We start from the raw sequence: 19,558 nt of genomic DNA, 5'->3' as shown, positions 1-19,558 counted from the left end.
CCGTCCAGAGCGTGGATGGCACCAGCACGACGGTGACCCTCACCGTCCTCGGCACCAACGACGGCCCCGTCGCCAACCCCGACACCGCCAGCACCGACGAGGACAAGCCGGTCACCTTCGCGGTCCTCGGCAACGACACCGACCCGGACAGCGACCCGCTCACCGTCACCGGCGCCACCGTCGATCCGGCCAAGGGCTCGGTCACCGTCAATCCCGACGGCACCCTCACCTTCACCCCGGCCGCCAACGTCAATGGCCCGGTGACCATCACCTACACCCTCTCCGATGGCCACGGTGGCATCACCACCGGCACCGCCACGGTCAATGTCGCCCCGGTGAACGATGCGCCCCAGGCCCAGCCCGACACCGCCACCACCAGCGAGGACGCCCCCCTCACCGGCACCGCGCCGGGCGTGCTCGCCAACGACACCGACAGCGATAGCACCACCCTCACCGTCACCGGCGCCCAGGTCGGCACGGCCGGCAGCTTCAGCAACGTGGGCAGCACCGGCCTCACCCTGGCCGGCGCCTACGGTACCTTGCTGATCCGACCCGATGGCAGCTACACCTATACCCCGGGCGCCGCCGCTCAGGCCCTCAACAGCGGCAGCACCGTGCAGGACGTTTTCAGTTACCGCGTGAGCGACGGGGCCCTGACCAGCACCGCCACCCTCACCATCAACGTCACCGGCGCCAACGACCCCGCCCAGATCAACGGGCCGCTCGCCGGCTCCGTCAAGGAAGACACCGCCGGCCAGCTGGTCGCCAGCGATAGCCTGTTCGTCACCGACGTGGACAACCCGGCCGCCTTCAACCCCGCCACCGTCACCGGCGCCTACGGCACCTTCAGCATCAACGCCGCCGGCGACTGGCGCTACGTGCTCAACAACGGCGCCGCCAATGTCCAGGCCCTGAAAGAAGGCGACACCCGCGTCGAGACATTCACGATCTCCACGGTCGACGGCACCACCCGCACGCTGACCATCGACGTGCTGGGCACCAACGAGCTGCCCACCGTCAGCGCCGCCAGCGGCAGTGGCAGCGAAGACCCCGCGGCCCCCATCGCCATCGCGCTCGGCGGCACCGACGTGGACGGCACTGTCACCCGGCTCACCATCGCCGATCTGCCCGCCCACGGCACCCTGTACCGCGACGCGGCCATGACCCAGCCGATCGCCGTCGGCGCCACCCTCAGCGGCGCCACCGGCACGGTCTACTTCAAGCCCGACGCCAACTGGAACGGCAACACCAGCTTCCACTACACCGCCACGGACAACAACGGCGGCGTCTCCGCCCAGGGCACGGCCAGCATCGGCGTCACCGCGGTGAACGACGCCCCGGTGGCCGCCAACGACGTGGGCAGCGTGCTTGAAGACGCCACCCTCACCGTCGCCACCGCCAACGGCCTGATCGCCAGCACCGCCAACCCCGCCGGCACCGACACCGACGTGGATAGCGCCAGCCTCACCGTCACCCAGATCCGCACCGGCGCCGAAGCCGCCACGGGCACCGCTGGCGCCATCGGCACCGCGCTGGCCGGCACCTACGGCACCCTCACGCTGCAGGGCGACGGCAGCTACGTGTATGTCGCCAACAAGGCCGCGGCCCTGGCCGCCGGCGTCACCGCCACCGACGTCTTCACCTACACCGTCTCCGACGGCAGCGCCACCGACACCGCCACCCTCACCCTCACCGTCACCGGCACCAACGACACCCCGGTCACCGTCGGCAACCTGCCCAACGTGGGCGGCACCGACGCCCAGGGCGTCAGCATCCCCACCGCCGGCGGATTCCGGGATCCGGACAGCGGCGACGTGCTGCGCTACACCGCCAGCAACCTGCCGGCCGGCCTTGCCATCGACCCGGTCACCGGCCTCATCACCGGCACCCTCGGCGCCGGCGCCTCGCAAGGTGGCCCGTACGGCATCGTCGTCACCACCACCGACGGCAGCGGCGCCAGCGTCACCCAGACCTTCCAGCTCACGGTCGCCAACCCGGCGCCCAGCGCCGTGGCCGACACCCTCGCCGTCACCGAGAACCTTAGCGCCGGCGGCAACGTGCTCACCGGCATCGGCATCGGCGGCGACCGGGCCGACAGCGATCCGGACGGCGACACGCTCACCGTCACCCGCATCGGCACCGGCACGGGCACCCCGACCACCGCCGTCGGCGCCACCGGCACCACGCTAACCGGCGCCCACGGCACCCTGACGATCCGCCCCGACGGCAGCTACACCTACGCCGCCACCGACAACAGCCTGCAGGCCGGCCAGCACGCCACCGACACCTTCAGCTACACCGTCTCCGACGGCCAGGGCGGCAGCGCCACCACCACCCTCACCATCGACATCACCGGCACCGACGACGTCCCGGTCATCGGCGGCACCGCCCTCGGCAACGTCACCCAAGACCTCACCCTGAGCGCCACCGGCACCCTCACGATCGCCGACCCCGACGCCGGCCAGTCCGGCTTCGTCGCCAAGACCACCGCCGGCACATACGGCAGCCTCAGCATCGACGCCACCGGCAACTGGACCTACGTGCTCAACAACGGCGCCGCCAACGTCCAGGGGCTCAAGCAAGGCCAGCAGGTGGTCGACCGCATCACCGTCACCAGCCTCGACGGCACCCCCCGCGAGATCGCCATCACCGTCACCGGCACCAACGACGCCCCGGTGGTCGGCACCGGCAGCGCCACCGTCTCGGAAGAAGGGCTCGCCACCGGCGCGCCGGACGGCAAGGGCACCAGCGACACCACCAACCTCACCACTGCCAGCGGCACCATCGCCTTCGGCGACGCCGACGGCAACACCCTCACCGCCACGCTCAGTCCCCCGCCGGTGGACATCACCTCCGGTGGCAAGTCGATCAGCTGGAGCGGCGCCGGCACCTCAACGCTGATCGGCACCGCCGGCGGCGTCGAGATCATCCGCGCCACCATCGCCGCCGACGGCAGCTACACCGTCAAGCTCTCCGGCCCGGTGGATCACCCCGACAAAACCGCCGAAGACGTGCGCGCCATCGACTTCGGCGTCAATGTCAGCGACGGCATCGCCACCACCTCGGGCGTGCTCACCATCAACGTGGAGGACGACGCCCCGGCAGCCACCGCCGCCACCCAGGCCATCTCCGTCGCGCCCACCGACACCAACCTCCTCATCATGCTCGACACTTCCGCCAGCATGATCCGGACCGACGGCGTCGGCGGCACCACCCGCCTCGCCAGCGCCATCGGCGCGCTCAACACCCTGCTCGACAGCTACGACAGCTTCGGCGAGGTGCGCGTCCGACTGGTCACCTTCAACAGCAGCGCCAAGGACATCGGCGCCACCTGGTTCACCGTGGCCCAGGCCAAGGCCGAACTCGCCAAGATCACCGCCACCGGCGGCACCAACTACGACGCCGCCCTGGCCACCGGCCAGACCGCCTTCACCACCCCCGGCAAGCTGGCCTCGGGGCAGAACATCGCCTACTTCCTGTCCGACGGCGAACCCAATCTGGGCACCGACATCGGCACCACCGACGAAGCCGCCTGGAAAACCTACCTGCAGACCAACCAGATCACCAGCTTCGCGCTGGGCATGGGCGGCGGTGCAACCCAGTCCTACCTCGACCCGATCGCCTACAACGGCGCCACGGCCAGCAACCTCGACGGGAAGGTCATCAGCGACTTCAACCAGCTCTCCACCGCGCTGCAAGCCACCGTGCCCGCCCCTGCGGCTGGCGAGATCCTCTCCGGCGGCCTGCTGGGCGGCACCAGCGTCTTCGGTGCCGACGGTGGCCACATCCAGTCGATCACCGTCGACGGCGTCACCTACACCTACAACAACTCCGGCGCCGGCAGCATCGCCGTCAGCGGCGGTGCCAGCCACGGCAGCTTCAACACCGCCAACCAGCAGCTCAGCGTCACCACCGCAACGGGCGGCTCGCTGGTCATCAACATGAGCACCGGCAGCTACACCTACACCCCCAGCGCCATCGTCGGCACCTCGGTGCAGGACGGCTTCGGCTTCACCCTGGTGGATAACGACGGCGACACCGCCTCTTCGACCGTCGATTTCAACGTCAGCCGCGTCACCGAAAACGTGCTTACCGCCACCGCCACCACCAGCGCGATCGCCAGCGGCAATCTCGGGCTCACCGGCGAGTTCTACGGCTACAACGAAACCGCCGGCCCCGCCAACACCCGCATCCACGCCGACGACACCCGCTACGGCAACTTCGATCACGTCTCCGACATGACCGCCATCGTCAACGGGCGCAGTGGCCAGACCATCGTCGGCACCTACAACGCCGCCACCGCCACCGGCGCCGACGCCACCTTCAGCGCCGACAAGATCGACTACGGCTTCGGCTACACCACCGGCACCACCACCGTCGGCGCGGTCAATGGCAACCTGGGCAACAACCCCACCCAGCTCGGCAGCAACCTGGCGATCAACTCCGGCGCGCTCTACAACTTCCTGCGGGGCGGCACCGCCGGCGCCGACACCGCCGAACTGCGCACCACCACCGGCATCGGCGTCACCACCGACTCCGGCCTGCGGTTGGTCGGCCTGGTCAACCTGGATGGCGGCAGCTACGACATCCGCGTGACCGCCGACGACGGCTTCCGGCTCAACATCGCCGGCAAGACGGTGGCCATGTTCGACGACATCCAGTCGCCCACCACCCGCACCTACACCGGCGTCTCCCTGGGCAGCGGCCTGCAGCCCATCGAGCTGCTGTACTGGGAACAGGGTGGCAACGCCCGCCTGCGCGTCGAGGTCAAGCTCTCCAGCGAAGCCGACACCGCCTACAAAACCCTCGGCACCGACGACTTCGCGCTGTTCACCCCGACCAGCGCCCCCACCCTGTCGGCGCTCCAGGACATCATCGAGAACCCCAGCCAGAACGGCAGCTGGCTCGTCCGCACCGGCGCCCAGCTCACCGGCTCCACCGGCAACGACGACATCACCGGCACCGACGGCCGCGACATCCTCACCGGCGGCAGCGGCAACGACATCGTCCGCGGCGGTGGCGCGGCCGACCTCATCGCAGGCGGCGCCGGCAACGACACCCTCACCGGCGGGCTCGGGTCCGACACCTTCAAGTGGAGCCTCGGCGACGCCGGCACCACCGCCAAGCCGGCGGTCGATGCCATCACCGACTTCGACAAGGCGGCCGCGGGCGGTGCCAGCACCGGCGGGGACATCCTCGACCTGCGCGACCTGCTCCAGGGCGAAAGCCACACCGGCACCGCCACCGGCAACCTGGGCAACTACCTGCACTTCGAGAAGGCCGGCACCGACACCGTGGTGCACATCAGCACCAACGGCGGCTACACCGGCGGCACCTTCGTCGCCGGCGCCACCGACCAGAAGATCGTCCTGCAGGGCGTGGATCTCACCAACAGCGGCGCCCTCGGCACCGACGCGCAGATCATTCAGGACCTGCTCACCAAGGGCAAACTGAGCGCCGACTGAGCCGCGGGGCGGCGTGAGGAATAGGAAGCGAGGAGAGGAGAGATCGCGGGCTGAAATGGGTGCGCTGGCGACAGCTGGCGCACCAGCAGAGGCCTCCCACCTCCTCACCCACACCGCCTTCTACAGCCCAAGCGGGCATCAAAAAAACGGCAACAATGATCGACTCATTGTTGCCGTTTCTGCACATCTGAAAGGCGCGGGCCCTGCCCGCCCTGCCAAACCCGACTCAGCCCTGGGCGACCAGTCGCCGCGACGCCTCCGGGCCGGTCATCCCGCCCACCCCGAGCGCCGCCGCCGCCGCCCACTCTTCGGCCGAATGCACCTGCTCGGCGTACACCACCACGTTCAGCCCCCGCGCCACATCCACGATGGCCCGCACCAGCCGCTGGTGCCCCGGGTTCTCGTGCAAGCCGGCCACAAAGCTGCCGTCCAGCTTCAGGTAAGCCAGGCGGATCGCGTAGAGCCGCGGCAGCGCCGCCAGCTGACGCCCGAAGTGCTCGATGCCCAGGTGCGCCCCGTGGCGGGCCAGCACCTCGGCGAGCGCCTCCAGCCCTGCCAGGTTGGCGTCCAGCCCGCGCTCGCTCACTTCCACCGCGACACGCGACGCCCCCGGGCCGGCGGTGGCCAGCAGCACATCCAGCCGCTCGAGGAAATCCGGCTCGATCAACGAGCGCGGCGCCACGTTGATGGCCACCGGGTCGGCCGTACCGGCCAGCCGCTCGATCCCCAGGCGTAGCGCCTCCAGGTCGCACGCCGAAGCCAGCCCCACCCGCACCGCGGCCGGCATGAACTGCCCCGCGGTGAGCACCGGCCCGCCCGCAGTGGGCAGCCGCAGCATGAACTCCCGATGCGCCAGCGCCCCGTCGCCGGCCAGCACCGGATACTCCACCAGCGTGAACTCCCGCCGCGCCAGCGCCCCCTCGATCAGCGTCCGCCACTCGCCCTCGCCGCGCACCGGTAGCGGCACGCCCGCCTCCTCTCCATCCACCACCAGCGCCCCCTGGGCCTCGGCACGCATCAGCGCCGAATCCACCCGGGCCAGCACCGTGCCGGGCACCTCGCCCCGGCGGTAGGCCATCACCGCCGCGTGGGCGCGCAACCCGCCGGCCTCCCCGGCCTGCAGGTCGAGCGCCGTCACCGCGCTCAACACGCCCTCGAAAATCCGTCGTCCCGCATCCAGCCCGTCGCCCGGCAGCAACACGGCGAACTCCGCGCCCCCCACCCGGGCCAGCGCCCCATCCTCCAGCCCCTCCAGGCTCGCCTGCATCGCCTTGCCCACCGCCGCCAGCCACTCGTCGGTGTGGGCCCGGCCCAGCTTCTGGTTGAGGCTGGCCAGATCGGCGATCCGCAGCATGCCGATGCAGCCGGTCGCCGGCACGTCGGCATCCGTCAGCACCCGGCGCAGCTCGCCGCTGAAGCACGCCCGGTTGAGCAAGCCCGTGCCCGGATCGCGGCTGCCCTCATCCCGCAGCCGCTCGATCCGCGCGGCCTGCTCGGCGAACAGCGCCCGCACCCGCTCCGACATGTGGTTGAGCGCCGCCGCCATGCTGCGCAGCTCCACCACCTCCGGCTCGGCCAGCACCCGGAATTGGCCGGCGCCAATCGCCTCGGCCTGCTCCGCCATCTCGGCCAGCGGCCGCCGCACCCAGCGCAGCAGCGCCGACACCGCCATCGCCCAGAACAACCCGATCGCCAGCATCAGGCTGCCCAGCTGGAGCACGCCCCGCCACAGCGAGCGGTAGGCGTAGCCGCGGGCCGCCTCCACCGACACCACGCCGATCTGCCGCCAGCCATCGCTCACCTGCGCCTGCCCCGGCCGAACGTCCATCGGCAGCACCCGGACCAGCCAGCCCGGCACCTCATCCGGGTGATCCGGCTGGGCGCGCTCGATGCTCACCTTGCCACTCGCGTCCACAAAGCGGATCGACCGGTAATGGCCACCGTCGAACAGCGCAGTGACCAGCAGCTCCATGGTCGCCGCGTCCTTGTTCTGCTGCGACATCGACAAGGCCAGCGACACCGCGCCGTCGCTCGACTGCGCCCGCAGCTGCTGCTCGAAGTAACCGCGGGCGGTGAGCAGGCTGACCGCAAACGCGCCGATCAGCACCAGCCCCATCGCCACCACCACACTCACCCACAACCGTTTCAACAGAGACATGTCGTCAATCCTTCAAACCTTCTGCATTCATGCGCAGCAGCAACTCCCGCCAGCGGGAGACGCGATCCACCGGCTGGGAAGCCTGGCTCGCCCCGCCCACGAAGATACCCTGCATATTGAAACTGAAAACCGGCGTCAGGTCGGGCCGGGCCGTCGCCGGGCGGATGCCGGTCATCAGATTGTCGAGCACCAGCGGCACCGCATCCGGCGAAGGGTAATAGCTCAGGACCATGTGCGCCTGAGTGAGTGTGCCGCCCGCCCCGCCGATCCGCGCCCGCACGTAGGTCATCCGCAGCCGCTGCTCATCCACCCCGAGCTCGCGCAGGGTGAAATACTTGGCGAAGACGTAGTCCTCGCAATCGCCGGCACCCCGGGCGAGCACTTCCAGCGGCGTAGCCCAGTAATCCGCCTGGCCCCACAACTGGCTGTCCTCCGCAAAGCGGATGCGCCGGTTGAAGAACTCATTGACCCGCTGGAGCTGCATCTCCTCGGGCAGCTCGCGCCACCCCGCCAGCGCCGTGCGCCAGCCATCCACCGCCTCCGCCGCCCCGGCCCCGAAGCGCTGAAGGGCAACGGCGCGCATGCGGTCCAGATCGAATCCCCCCACCGCCCCACCCGCCGCCAGCATCAGCGCCGCGCCACCGGCCGCCGCCACACGACGGCACACCGATGCCGAAAGGCGCAGGCGCGAGGCGAACGATAAGCGCATTGAATGTACGATATGGGAGAAACTGTTGGCGTCCACGCGCCGGACGGCGCTCACCTACCCAAGACGGGGAGGCCGGCAGCCTTGGTGTACGGCAAGTTGGGATGAAAGTTAAATTTCTTCCATCGGCGCCGTAAATTGTGAAATATGTATTCCGTTAGGTCATATTGGCAGGCTGAACGATCAAAACTCCAAATACTGCGCAACTTCGACAGATTCGGGCCCTTAGAATCCAGTCGCAGTAGCCCGTTCGGATCAGCGATCCTCGATCCCTCTGCTGAGTCCATGCACAAGCACGGCAATTTCGACATCACGAGACGACAATGTTCAAAGTAACAAAGCTCTCCGCCTGCCTGACCCTCTCCCTCCTCACGCTGGCGCCGGCCCACGCCGCACCGGGCACCATGCGCGACGCGATCGAACGGGCCATCCTGCGCAATCCGGAAGTCCTGGCCCGACTGCACGATTACCAGGCCGCCGACGCCGAACGCGACGTGGTGCGCGGCGGCTACTTCCCCCGGGTCGACCTCCAGGGCTACACCGGCCGCGAGCGCCGCGAGACGCCCACCTCCGGGCCCGACAGCTACAGCCGGCCGGGCTACCAGCTGCAGCTGCGGCAACTGGTCTTCGACGGCTTTGCCACCCGCAACGACGTCAAGCGCCTGGGTTTTGCCCGCGCCACCCGCTACTTCGAGCTGCTCGGCACCACCGACGACACCGCCTACGAAGCCGCGCGCGCCTATCTCGACGTGCTCCGCTACCGCGAACTCGCCAGCCTCGCCCAGGAGAACTGGGCCATCCACAAGGAAACCGTCGACCAGATCGAACGACGCGTGAAGGCTGGCGTGGGCCGCCGGGTCGACCTCGAACAGGCGTTCGGCCGCCTCGCGCTCGCCCAATCCAACTGGCTCACCGAAAGCTCCAACCTCCACGACGTCTCCCAGCGCTTCCAGCGCCTGGTCGGCGAAGCGCCGGCCGACACCCTGGAGAAGCCGCCGGTGTTCACCGACAAGCTGCCCACCGAAAAAGACGTGCTGCGCCAGGCCATCGCCGACAACCCCGGCTTCAAGGCTGCGGTCGCCAACATCCGCGCGTCCCGCGCCAATATCGACGTCCAGCGCGCCAACTACTCGCCCACCGTCGAGTTCCGCGCCAGCACCGGCATGGACAAGAACCTCCTGGGCGTCTCCGGCGAAACCAACACCAGCGCCGTGCAGGTGCTGATGAACTGGAACCTCTTCAAGGGCGGCGCCGACGAAGCCCGCGTGCGCCGCTCCCACGAACAGCTCTACAACGCCACCGACCTGCGCGACAAAGCCTGCCGCGACATCCGCCAGCAGACCGCCATCGCCTGGAACGACGTCAAGAAGCTCAAAGAGCAGCTGATCTACCTCGAGCAGCACCAGCTCTCCACCGAAAAAGCCCGCGACGCCTACCGTCAGCAGTTCGACATCGGCCAGCGCAGCCTGCTCGACGTGCTCAACACCGAAAACGAACTGTTCGAGGCCAAGCGGGCCAGCGCCCGCGCCCGCTTCGACCTGACCCAGGCCGAACTGCGCGTCCTCACCCAGACCCACACCATCCTGCCCAGCGTGCAACTGGCCCCCGTGGCCCGCTCCGGCCCCGAAGAAGCCAGCGCCACCGAGCCCGGCGAAGACGAAACCCTGCTGTGCAGCACCGTGCTGCCAGTGGTCGCCCCCCTCGACACCGCCGGCGCCATGAAGGGCCGTACGCCGCCCGCCGCCGTGCCCCTGCCCGTCGCCGAAGCCGTGGCTGCCAGCGCCACCGGTACTGCCAGCGCAACCCCGGCCGCCAATCCGGCCATCGAGCCGCTGGTCCGGTCGTGGGCTGCCGCATGGTCGGCCAAGGACGTGGCACGGTACAAGTCGTTCTACTCCACCGCCTTCAAACCCGATCTGGGCACCCCGAGCAACTGGCTGGCCGTACGCGAGAAACGCGTCACCAAGCCCGGCACCATCGCCGTCGAAGTGGATCAGCTGACGGTGCGCAGCCTCTCGCCCACCTCCGCCGAAGCCAGCTTCATCCAGCACTACCGCTCCAAGGGCTTCAACGACGCAATGAAGAAGACCCTCCAGTACCAGCTCGAAAACGGCCAGTGGAAGATCGTCCGCGAATCGAACCGCTGACCGCCCACACCGCAAAAACAAAGGGAGCCAATACGGCTCCCTTTGTTTTTTCCATCGCCCGTCCGGCCAACGGCCGGCAGGCGTCGATCACAGGTGCGGCTGCATGATCCGGCGGTAGAACTCGTGGAAATGCTGCATCCCGTCCTCGTAGGGCGACTGGTAGGGCCCGACTTCGGAGCGACCCTCCTTCAGCAGCGCCAGACGGCCGCGGTCCATCCGCTCGCCGATATCGTCGTCCTCGATGGCGGTCTCCATGTAGGCCGCCTGCTCCGCCTCGACGAACTCCCGCTCGAACTCCAGGATCTCTTCCGGGTAGTAGAACTCGACGACGTTGGTCGTCTTGTTCACATCGGTCGGGATCAGGGTGCTCACCACCAGCACGTTGGGGTACCACTCAACCATGATGTTGGGGAAATAGGTCAACCATATTGCCCCATGCTTGGGCATTTCCCCGCCGTTGTAGTTGAGCACCGCCTCGTGCCAGCGCTTGTAGGCGGGCGAGCCCGGCTTCTTGAGCGAGGTGATGCCCACCCGCTGCACCGAATACCACTCGCCAAACTGCCAGGTGAGGTCGTCGCAGGTGACGAACTGCCCCAGCCCCGGGTGGAACGGCACCACGTGGTAGTCCTCGAGGTACACCTCGATGAAGGTCTTCCAGTTGTAGTTGCACTCGTGGATCTCGACCCGGTCCAGCTTGTAACCGTCGAACTTCAGCTCGCCCGCCACCTGCATCCCCGCCAGGTCGGCGTTGGCCGAGCGCGGCCCCTTGAAGAGCAGGCCCTGCCAGTCCTCAAGCTTGTCGCGCTGCAGGTTGAGGCAGGGGTTTTCCGGGAAGTGCGGTGCGCCGATCAACAGGCCGTCGGGGTTGTAGGTCCAGCGATGAACCGGGCAGACGATGTTCCGCTCGGCCGTGCCGGTGCCTTGCAGCATGATGGCCTGACGGTGGCGGCAGATGTTGGACATCTGGTAAAAACCATCGTCGCGATTGACCAGCAGCTTGGCGTGATCCCGCCACTCCAGCGAGCGGTATTGATTGACTTCCGGCACCATCAGCGTGTGGCCGACGTAGCCGGGACCGGCATCGAAGAGGAGACGCTTCTCCAGCTCGAAAACTTTTTCGTCGAAGTACCACGAGACCGGCAACTGGGAGATTGCCGGCGATAGATGTGCCTGAGAAGCGATGTCAGACATCCCGAACCCCCTTGTCGAAAGCGAAAGCCCGAAACGTAAAGCCGTACATTATATAGTATTACGCGTTTGACCTGAAGCCCGACGATAGGCTATTTTTACGCTTTGCTTCACCTGCGTTCCGGCAACATGGTCAAAACCTCCGCCAGCAAAACCGCCAGTTTCGAAACCGCCGTTGCCGAACTCGAAACAATTGTCCAGGACATGGAAAACGGACAGCTCCCTCTGGATCAGGCCCTCGCCGCCTACCAGCGCGGCACCCTGCTGCTGCGCCAGTGCCAGGCCCAGCTGACCAAGGCCGAGCAGACCATCCGTATCCTCGAAACCGAGCACACCCCGGAAGACGCCCAACCATGAGCACAACCTTCAATCAATGGATGGGCGACATCCAGCAACGCACCGAATCCGCCCTAGACCGCGCCCTGCCCGGCGCCGACATCGCCCCCGCCCGCCTCCACGAGGCCATGCGCTACGCCGTGCTGGGCGGCGGCAAGCGGGTCCGGCCGCTGCTGGTCCACGCCGGAGGCCAGCTCACCGGCGCCTCGCCCGAGCGTCTCGACCGGGTCGCCTGCGCCATCGAGATGATCCACGCCTACTCCCTTGTCCATGACGACATGCCCTGCATGGACGACGACGTGCTGCGCCGCGGCAAGCCCACCGTGCACGTCGAGTACGACGACGCCACCGCGCTGCTCGTGGGCGACGCCCTGCAGACCCAGGCCTTCCTGCACCTGGCCGACGCCCCGGTGTGCGACGACCCCAGCCGCCAGATCGCCATGATCCGCCAGCTCGCCCTCGCCAGCGGCTCCCGCGGCATGTGCGGCGGCCAGGCCATCGACCTCGCCTCGGTCGGCCAGCAGCTCTCGCTGCCCGAACTCGAATTCATGCACATCCACAAGACCGGCGCCCTCATCCGGGCCTCGATCAACCTTGGCGTACAATGCGGCCGCAGCCTCGACGAGGCGCAGATGGCCTCCCTCGACCACGTGGGCAAGGTGATCGGCCTGCTGTTCCAGGTGGTGGACGACATCCTCGACGCCGAGGCCGACACCGCCACCCTGGGCAAGACCGCCGGCAAGGATGCCGCCAACGACAAGCCGACCTACGTCAGCCTGCTGGGCGCAAGCCGCGCCCGCGAGCTCGCCGAGGAAATGTGCCAGGACGCCCTCGACCGTCTCGCCGCCTTCGGCGACGGCAGCCAGCGGCTGGCCGAGCTGACGCGCTTCATCATGCGTCGCCAGTTCTGAGCCACCCCAAACCGAACATCGCCCATTAACGACCCGGTAACCCGGAATGCCTCACGCAACGCAGCCCGCCTCTCCCCGTGCCAGCCTGCTGGACCGGATCGCCTCCCCCGCGGACCTTCGCAAGCTCGAAGCCAGCGAACTCCCCGTCCTGGCCGACGAACTGCGCAACTTCCTGATCGACTCCGTCTCCCGCACCGGCGGCCATCTGTCGTCCAACCTCGGCACCGTCGAACTCACCATCGCCCTGCACTACGTCTTCAACACCCCCGAAGACCGCATCGTGTGGGACGTGGGCCATCAAACTTACGCCCACAAGGTCCTCACCGGCCGCCGGGCGGCCATGGCGGGCCTGCGCCAGTATCAGGGCATCTCCGGCTTCCCCCGGCGCTGCGAGAGCGACTACGACACCTTCGGCACCGCCCACTCCTCCACCTCCATCTCCGCCGCCCTGGGCATGGCCGAAGCCGCCCGCCTGCGGGGCGAGGACCGCCGCGCCATCGCGGTGATCGGCGACGGCGCCATGTCGGCCGGCATGGCCTTCGAGGCCCTCAACAACGCCGGCGACATCCACGACACCAACCTGCTGGTCATCCTCAACGACAACGAGATGTCCATCTCGCCGCCGGTGGGGGCGCTCAACAAGCACCTGTCGCGACTGCTCTCCGGCCGGCTCTACAACGGCGCCCGCAAGATCGGCAAGCGCTTCCTCGAGAACCTGCCGCCACCGGTCTTCGAACTCGCCCGACGCACCGAAGAGCACGTCAAGGGCATGGTGATGCCCGGCACGATGTTCGAGGAATTCGGCTTCAACTACATCGGCCCCATCGACGGCCACGACCTCGAATCCCTGATTCCCACCCTGCAGAACCTGCGCACCCTCAAGGGCCCGCAGTTCCTTCACGTCATCACCCGCAAGGGCCAGGGCTACAAGCTCGCCGAAGCCGACCCCATCCTCTACCACGGCGTCTCCAAGTTCGACCACATCGCGGGCATCGCCACCGGCAAGGATTCCAAGGGCGGCGGCAAGCTCACCTACACCCAGATCTTCGGCGACTGGCTGTGCGACATGGCCGCCATCGACAAGCGCCTGGTGGCCATCACCCCGGCGATGCGCGAAGGCTCCGGCATGGTCCGCTTCGCCCACGAATACCCCGACCGCTACTACGACGTCGGGATCGCCGAGCAGCACGCCCTCACCTTCGGCGCCGGCCTCGCCTGCGAAGGCTTCAAGCCGGTGGTGGCGATCTACTCCACCTTCCTGCAGCGCGCCTACGACCAGTTCATCCACGACGTGGCCCTGCAGAACCTGCCGGTGATGATGGCCATCGACCGCGCCGGTCTGGTCGGCGCAGACGGCGCCACCCACCACGGCGCCTTCGATCTCTCCTACCTCGCCTGCATCCCCAAGCTCGCCATCTTCTGCCCCGCCGACGAGAACGAATGCCGGCAGATGCTCTACACCGCCTACATGCACGACGGCCCCACCGCCGTGCGCTACCCGCGCGGCAGCGGCCTGGGCGTCACGCCGATGGCCGACATGAGCCTGATGCCCATCGGCAAGGGCGAGATCCGTCGCCAGGGCAACCGCACCGCCCTCCTCGCCTTCGGCAGCCTGCTGGGCAACGCCCTCGCCGTGGGCGACCAGATCGACGCCACGGTGGCCAACATGCGCTTCGTCAAGCCCATCGACCGCGACCTGATCCTGCAGCTCGCCGCCAGCCACGAGCTGCTGGTCACCCTCGAAGAGAACGCCACCATCGGCGGCGCCGGCTCCGAAGTGACCCGCGTCCTCCACGAAGCCGGCGTCCCGGTCCGCGTGCTGCAGCTTGGCCTGCCCGACCGCTTCATCGACCACGGCGACCACGCCCAGCTCTTCACCGAGATCGGGCTGGACGTGCCGGGCATCCTCAAACGTATCGAACAAGCCTATCAGCCGAATAGTTGAGTGCTTTTGTCGGGAATGATAGGATCGACTCGTTGGGAACACAGATTCCCGCGAGACCATAGAGAACAGCCATGACACAGACCCCAACCGCCATCCCGGACGTCCAGAACTCCGCGGACTCCCGTCAGCTCGCCATCAACAAGGTGGGCATCAAGTCCATCCGCCACCCCATCAAGGTTCAGGACAAGGACGGCGGCGTGCAGCACACCATCGCCGTCTTCAACATGTACGTCGGCCTGCCCCACAACTTCAAGGGCACCCACATGTCGCGTTTCGTGGAGATCCTCAACAGCCACGAACGGGAGATCTCGGTCGAATCCTTCGAGCCGATGCTGCGCGAGATGGTCCACAAGCTCGAAGCCGAGACCGGCCACGTCGAGATGACCTTCCCCTACTTCATCAACAAGGCCGCCCCGATTTCCGGCGTGCAGAGCCTGATGGACTACGAGGTCACCTTCATCGGCGAGATCCGCGAAGGCAGCCTCTACGAGTTCACGATGAAGGTCGTCGTCCCGGTGACCAGCCTGTGCCCCTGCTCGAAGAAAATCTCCGAGTACGGCGCCCACAATCAGCGCTCCCACGTCACCGTCACCACCACCACCAACGACCACCTGTGGATCGAGGAACTCGTCCAGCTGGTCGAAGGCCAGGCCTCCTGCGAGCTCTACGGCCTGCTCAAGCGCCCCGACGAGAAATACGTCACCGAGCGCGCCTACGACAACCCCAAGTTCGTCGAAGACATGGTGCGCGACGTCGCCGGCTGCCTCAACAACGAGCCCCGCATCGACGCCTACGTGGTCGAATCCGAGAACTTCGAATCCATCCACAACCACTCCGCCTACGCGCTGATCGAGCACGACAAGCGCACCCGCTAAAGGCCCCGCCCGGACGCCCAAGGCGCCCGGGCCTTCTTTCCCCTCTCGCGCCCGGGCCTTCCTCTTCTCGACGCAGGCACGACGGCTCCCGCCCCACGCCCGCGACGGCACCCTCCGCTTAGCCCCGCAACGCCCTCACCACCCCCGCCGAAAGCGCATTCAGCGGGTTGGCCGCACCCAGCGCCGGCAGGCTGTCGGCCAGAGTCGCCTTCGGCGCCTCCGGCGCCATCGGGGCCCTCCCGGCGACCATCGCCCGACCACGGCTTCGCCGCGCCATCCACCGCTCAGCGCCAGCCGGCGCCGCCGGCACACTGGCTGAAACCTGCGCGGTCGCATCGATGGGCGCCGCAGCCGGCAAATTCACATTCAGCGAATGCCCCTTCGCCGGCAGCCACGTCCTCTTCGTCCAGGGCGTGGAATTTACGATACCAAGCAGATCAAAAGTGCCGATGTACTGTATCAGATTGGCAAAACGATCCGGCACATCCACCACCGCCCCCAGGGTCACCACCTGCCAGTCGCCACGGCCACCGTGCAGACTCACCCCGTAAAGGGCGTCCTCGACCATGAAGCTGCCCTTGCTGTGCCCGACGAGAAGCTCGATCCCTTCCGGGTTGGCCATCAGCAGGGTGAGCAAGGCCTTGGAATCGCGGCGCAACCCGATGTTCCGCCGCAGCTGCTTCGCCAGCTCGATCAGCACCGGCTGCCTCACCGAGCCCACCGCCACCGCCGCGTCGTACAGCGTCACCCAGGCATCCACAGCCCGGTTCATCACGTTGTGCAGGTGAAAGCAGAAGAAGCCGCCCAGCGCCTCGCTCAACAGATTCGCCATGCCGTAGCCCGTCACAAGCCCGATCACCGGCCTGCCCGTCGCGTTCGCCACATCCCGGGCCAGCGCGGCCGTCCCCAGGGCCGAACTCCCCACCCCTGCCATCGCAATCGCGTTCGCCCCGTCGGCCAGCGTCGGATCGGCCAGGAACTCCTCCACCGAGAAGGCCTTGCCGATCCCGATCCTGCCCGGCTCAAGCGTCGGATAGACCACGAACAGCCCACCCTCCGGCACCGCCAGTTGCACCAGCGCATCGCACTCGGCCTCGGACAAGCCCTTGACGTCGTAGAAGAAACCGTCGGCCAGCTGGTTGAAATGACGCATCCACTCGTAAACGGTGGTGTTGAACAAGGTGTGAGGTCTGGCGGTCATGGCAGTTACCCGGAATGAATTGATTCAAACTAGCACATGAAATGGTGCACCGCAAACATGATCGTACGCGGCCGAGCCCAGTGTCGGGCACCGCTATTCTTTTGTACGAATGTGCTTGGCAAAACAGGAAAAGGTGTCTATAATGCGCAGCTTGTCGGGGCGTAGCGCAGCCTGGTAGCGCACTTGCATGGGGTGCAAGGGGTCGCGAGTTCGAATCCCGCCGCCCCGACCATTGATTCAGACAAAAGCCAATTCTTCGGAATTGGCTTTTTGTTTTGCGGCGACACAATCAACCAGCTCTTAACCAGCCAGCCCCTCCCCCAAAGTCCGAACAACCGCTTCCGCAGGGCAGTAAGTACGCCCACCCCAAAATGAAAAATGCCGCTCAGCTTGCGCTGAACGGCATTTCACCCGAAGGTGCTTCCTTGCGGAAGGCTGAAGATCAGGCGGAAGCCTTGGCAGCAGCCTTTGCAGCGAAGGACTTGTGATCAAGCTTTTCCTTGATCCGCGCGGACTTGCCGGAGCGGTTGCGGAGGTAGTACAGCTTGGCACGACGCACGTCACCGCGGCGCTTCACTTCGATGCTGGCAACCAGCGGGGAGTAGGTCTGGAACGTACGCTCCACGCCTTCACCGGAGGAGATCTTGCGTACGATGAAAGCAGAGTTGAGGCCGCGGTTACGCTTGGCGATGACGACGCCTTCGTAAGCCTGCAGACGCTCGCGGTTACCTTCCTTGACCTTGACCTGAACCACCACGGTGTCGCCGGGGGCGAACTCGGGGATGGCCTTGCCTTGGGTCAGGCGGGCAATTTCTTCCTGTTCCAGTTGCTGAATGAGGTTCATGCGTCACTCCAAAAAATGATGAGGCCTTTGGCCCTTCGTGCAGAGCAGGTCGCCACCTGGTACACGCCTTTGTTATGAAACCGGAAGATCACTCCACCGACTTCGCTTCTGCCTGCCGGAAAGCTTCCAGCAGACGGAATTCCTCTTTGCTCAAGGCCCGCCCTTCTAGCAGATCGGGCCTGCGCTGTTCGGTACGACCGAGGGACTGCTGAAGCCGCCAGCGCCGGATCTCGGCGTGGTTGCCGGACAACAGCACATCCGGCACGGCCATGCCCTCGTACGACACCGGACGGGTGTAGTGCGGGCAATCCAGCAAGCCATCGACGAAGGAATCTTCCACCGCCGAATCCTGGTCGTTCAGCGCGCCCGGCAACTGCCGGATCATCGCGTCGAGCAACACCATTGCAGGCAACTCCCCGCCAGAAAGCACGAAGTCGCCCAACGAAATCTCTTCATCGACACAGCGCTCGATCAAGCGCTGATCGACACCTTCATATCTGCCACACAGCAACACCAGGGCCGGCTCTTCGACAAGCTGGAGCACGCGCTCGTGATCGAGCCGACGTCCCTGGGGCGAGAGATAAATCACCCGCCCCTGACTGCCAACCGAAGCGAGCTGACGTGCCTTGGCTGCGACGATCGCCTTCTCCAGGGGCCCTGGCAACATCACCATTCCGGGCCCACCGCCATACGGGCGGTCATCCACGGTGCGGTAGCGGTCCTCGGCAAAATCCCGGGGATTCCAGCAGTTGAGCTCATAGAGCCCCCGCTCCTGCGCGCGACCGGTGATCCCGAATCCGGACAACGCCGCAAACATCTCGGGAAACAGCGTGACCACGTCAAAGGCCCGACGGCCCGCCGCCGCAATCACCAATCCGCTTCCCACTCGACCGAGATCACTCCGGCAGGCACGTCCACCGCGGTGACGTAGCTTGCAACAAACGGGATCAAACGCTCTGCGTCGCCATCCTGAACCTGCAGGACGTCGTGCGCGCCGGTGGAAAGCAGGCCCGTCACCGTCCCGAGCGCAAGACCGGCGGCGTTGCGCACCTGCAGCCCGACCAGATCACCCCAGTAGAACTCATCCTGAGCCGGCTGGGGCATCGCCTCCCGGGGGGCTGCGATGAAATAGCCGGCCACGGCTTCGGAGGCGTTGCGGTCAGGCACTTCGGCAAAGGCAGCCACCAGATCGCCCTTGCCGTGTTCCTTGCAGCCCGTCAGCGTGTAGGGCACCCAATCCGAACCGTCCGGATCGGTACCCAACCACCACTGGGGCATCTTTCTCCACGACAGCGGATCGTCCCCGAAAGGATGAACCCGCACCCAACCCTTGACACCAAAGGGAGCGACAATTCGCCCCAGGACAATCATTGTTCGACGCTCAAGAGGCTGGGATTGATCTCGATGCTCAGGCAGCAGCCTTGGCAGCCTGCTTGACGAGGCGGGAGACGGTGTCGGAGAGCTGAGCACCGTTGCCTTGCCAGTAGGCCAGACGCTCGGCGTTCACGACGAGGCCTTTTTCGGCGCCGGAGGCAACCGGGTTGTAGAAACCGACGCGCTCAATGAAACGGCCATCGCGGCGATTGCGGGAATCGGCAGCGACGATGTTGTAGAAAGGACGCTTCTTGGAACCGCTACGGGCAAGACGAATGACAACCATGACTATCCCTGATCCGATGGAAATTGGAAAAACGTCGGATATTAAGCCACTACAGAGAAAACCGCAAGGCCGCCCGGCTTCATGAACCTCAACCCTGCACGCAGCGGTCGAGGGGGCCGTCG

General features: G+C 66.8%; 14 protein-coding genes and 1 tRNA gene. 7 read left to right on the top strand and 8 right to left on the bottom strand.

Annotated features, from left to right (window positions below; genetic code table 11):
- Nucleotides 1-11 precede the first annotated feature (11 nt).
- Nucleotides 12-5,465 carry a VCBS domain-containing protein gene (locus ACE3N6_RS00810; RefSeq protein ID WP_374243253.1) on the top strand — a complete coding sequence of 1,818 codons (5,454 nt, stop codon included), beginning with the start codon at nt 12-14 and terminating at the stop codon, nt 5,463-5,465.
- 226 nt (nt 5,466-5,691) lie between these two features.
- On the opposite strand, the gene ACE3N6_RS00805 is transcribed toward ACE3N6_RS00810, so the two are convergent.
- Together ACE3N6_RS00805 and ACE3N6_RS00800 are read right to left on the bottom strand one after the other, a co-directional pair.
- Nucleotides 5,692-7,623, bottom strand: coding sequence for a LapD/MoxY N-terminal periplasmic domain-containing protein (locus tag ACE3N6_RS00805; protein WP_374243252.1), 1,932 nt, complete (start codon nt 7,621-7,623; stop codon nt 5,692-5,694).
- Between the two features lie 4 nt (nt 7,624-7,627).
- Nucleotides 7,628-8,368 carry a transglutaminase-like cysteine peptidase gene (locus tag ACE3N6_RS00800; RefSeq protein ID WP_374243251.1) on the bottom strand — a complete coding sequence of 247 codons (741 nt, stop codon included), beginning with the start codon at nt 8,366-8,368 and terminating at the stop codon, nt 7,628-7,630.
- Nucleotides 8,369-8,652: 284 nt separating this feature from the next.
- Here ACE3N6_RS00800 and ACE3N6_RS00795 point away from each other — a divergent pair, with 284 nt between their 5' ends.
- Nucleotides 8,653-10,476 carry a TolC family outer membrane protein gene (locus ACE3N6_RS00795; protein ID WP_374243250.1) on the top strand — a complete coding sequence of 608 codons (1,824 nt, stop codon included), beginning with the start codon at nt 8,653-8,655 and terminating at the stop codon, nt 10,474-10,476.
- Between the two features lie 87 nt (nt 10,477-10,563).
- Here the strand turns inward: ACE3N6_RS00795 and ACE3N6_RS00790 are convergent, their stop codons facing one another.
- Nucleotides 10,564-11,667 carry an aromatic ring-hydroxylating dioxygenase subunit alpha gene (locus ACE3N6_RS00790; RefSeq protein WP_374243249.1) on the bottom strand — a complete coding sequence of 368 codons (1,104 nt, stop codon included), beginning with the start codon at nt 11,665-11,667 and terminating at the stop codon, nt 10,564-10,566.
- 126 nt (nt 11,668-11,793) lie between these two features.
- Here ACE3N6_RS00790 and xseB point away from each other — a divergent pair, with 126 nt between their 5' ends.
- From xseB to folE2, 4 genes are all read left to right on the top strand, one after another.
- Nucleotides 11,794-12,021 carry an exodeoxyribonuclease VII small subunit gene (gene xseB / locus ACE3N6_RS00785; RefSeq protein WP_374243248.1) on the top strand — a complete coding sequence of 76 codons (228 nt, stop codon included), beginning with the start codon at nt 11,794-11,796 and terminating at the stop codon, nt 12,019-12,021.
- Nucleotides 12,018-12,911 (top strand): polyprenyl synthetase family protein, encoded by an 894-nt coding sequence (locus ACE3N6_RS00780; RefSeq protein WP_374243247.1) that lies wholly within the window; start codon nt 12,018-12,020, stop codon nt 12,909-12,911. The genes xseB and ACE3N6_RS00780 overlap by 4 nt, the downstream gene beginning before the upstream one ends.
- A gap of 46 nt (nt 12,912-12,957) precedes the next feature.
- Nucleotides 12,958-14,856 carry a 1-deoxy-D-xylulose-5-phosphate synthase gene (dxs, locus tag ACE3N6_RS00775; protein ID WP_374243245.1) on the top strand — a complete coding sequence of 633 codons (1,899 nt, stop codon included), beginning with the start codon at nt 12,958-12,960 and terminating at the stop codon, nt 14,854-14,856.
- Between the two features lie 71 nt (nt 14,857-14,927).
- The gene (gene folE2, locus ACE3N6_RS00770; RefSeq protein WP_374243244.1) at nt 14,928-15,731 is read left to right on the top strand and encodes a GTP cyclohydrolase FolE2; all 804 of its coding nucleotides are present in this window, start codon (nt 14,928-14,930) and stop codon (nt 15,729-15,731) included.
- Between the two features lie 118 nt (nt 15,732-15,849).
- Here folE2 and ACE3N6_RS00765 read toward each other — a convergent pair whose 3' ends face one another.
- On the bottom strand, nt 15,850-16,932 hold the full coding sequence (locus ACE3N6_RS00765; protein ID WP_374243243.1) for a hypothetical protein: 1,083 nt from the start codon (nt 16,930-16,932) through the stop codon (nt 15,850-15,852).
- Nucleotides 16,933-17,087: 155 nt separating this feature from the next.
- Between ACE3N6_RS00765 and ACE3N6_RS00760 the strand changes: the two genes are divergently transcribed.
- A tRNA-Pro gene (locus ACE3N6_RS00760) sits at nt 17,088-17,164 on the top strand.
- A gap of 210 nt (nt 17,165-17,374) precedes the next feature.
- Here the strand turns inward: ACE3N6_RS00760 and rplS are convergent.
- From rplS to rpsP, 4 genes are all read right to left on the bottom strand, one after another.
- Nucleotides 17,375-17,776 carry a 50S ribosomal protein L19 gene (gene rplS, locus ACE3N6_RS00755; protein WP_374243242.1) on the bottom strand — a complete coding sequence of 134 codons (402 nt, stop codon included), beginning with the start codon at nt 17,774-17,776 and terminating at the stop codon, nt 17,375-17,377.
- 88 nt (nt 17,777-17,864) lie between these two features.
- Nucleotides 17,865-18,647 carry a tRNA (guanosine(37)-N1)-methyltransferase TrmD gene (gene trmD / locus ACE3N6_RS00750; protein WP_374243260.1) on the bottom strand — a complete coding sequence of 261 codons (783 nt, stop codon included), beginning with the start codon at nt 18,645-18,647 and terminating at the stop codon, nt 17,865-17,867.
- Complete coding sequence (gene rimM, locus ACE3N6_RS00745; RefSeq protein WP_374243241.1) at nt 18,644-19,147, bottom strand: ribosome maturation factor RimM; 504 nt, start codon at nt 19,145-19,147, stop codon at nt 18,644-18,646. Before rimM ends, trmD begins: the two co-directional genes overlap by 4 nt.
- A gap of 37 nt (nt 19,148-19,184) precedes the next feature.
- Nucleotides 19,185-19,436, bottom strand: a complete 252-nt coding sequence (gene rpsP, locus ACE3N6_RS00740) for a 30S ribosomal protein S16 (RefSeq protein ID WP_374243240.1) — start codon at nt 19,434-19,436, stop codon at nt 19,185-19,187.
- Nucleotides 19,437-19,558: the final 122 nt, after the last annotated feature.

The sequence above is a fragment of the Zoogloea sp. genome (assembly GCF_041904905.1).
GTDB lineage: Bacteria > Pseudomonadota > Gammaproteobacteria > Burkholderiales > Rhodocyclaceae > Zoogloea.
The sequence above is the reverse complement of the archived record's forward strand: the minus strand, read 5'-3'. Positions and strand labels throughout refer to the sequence as shown.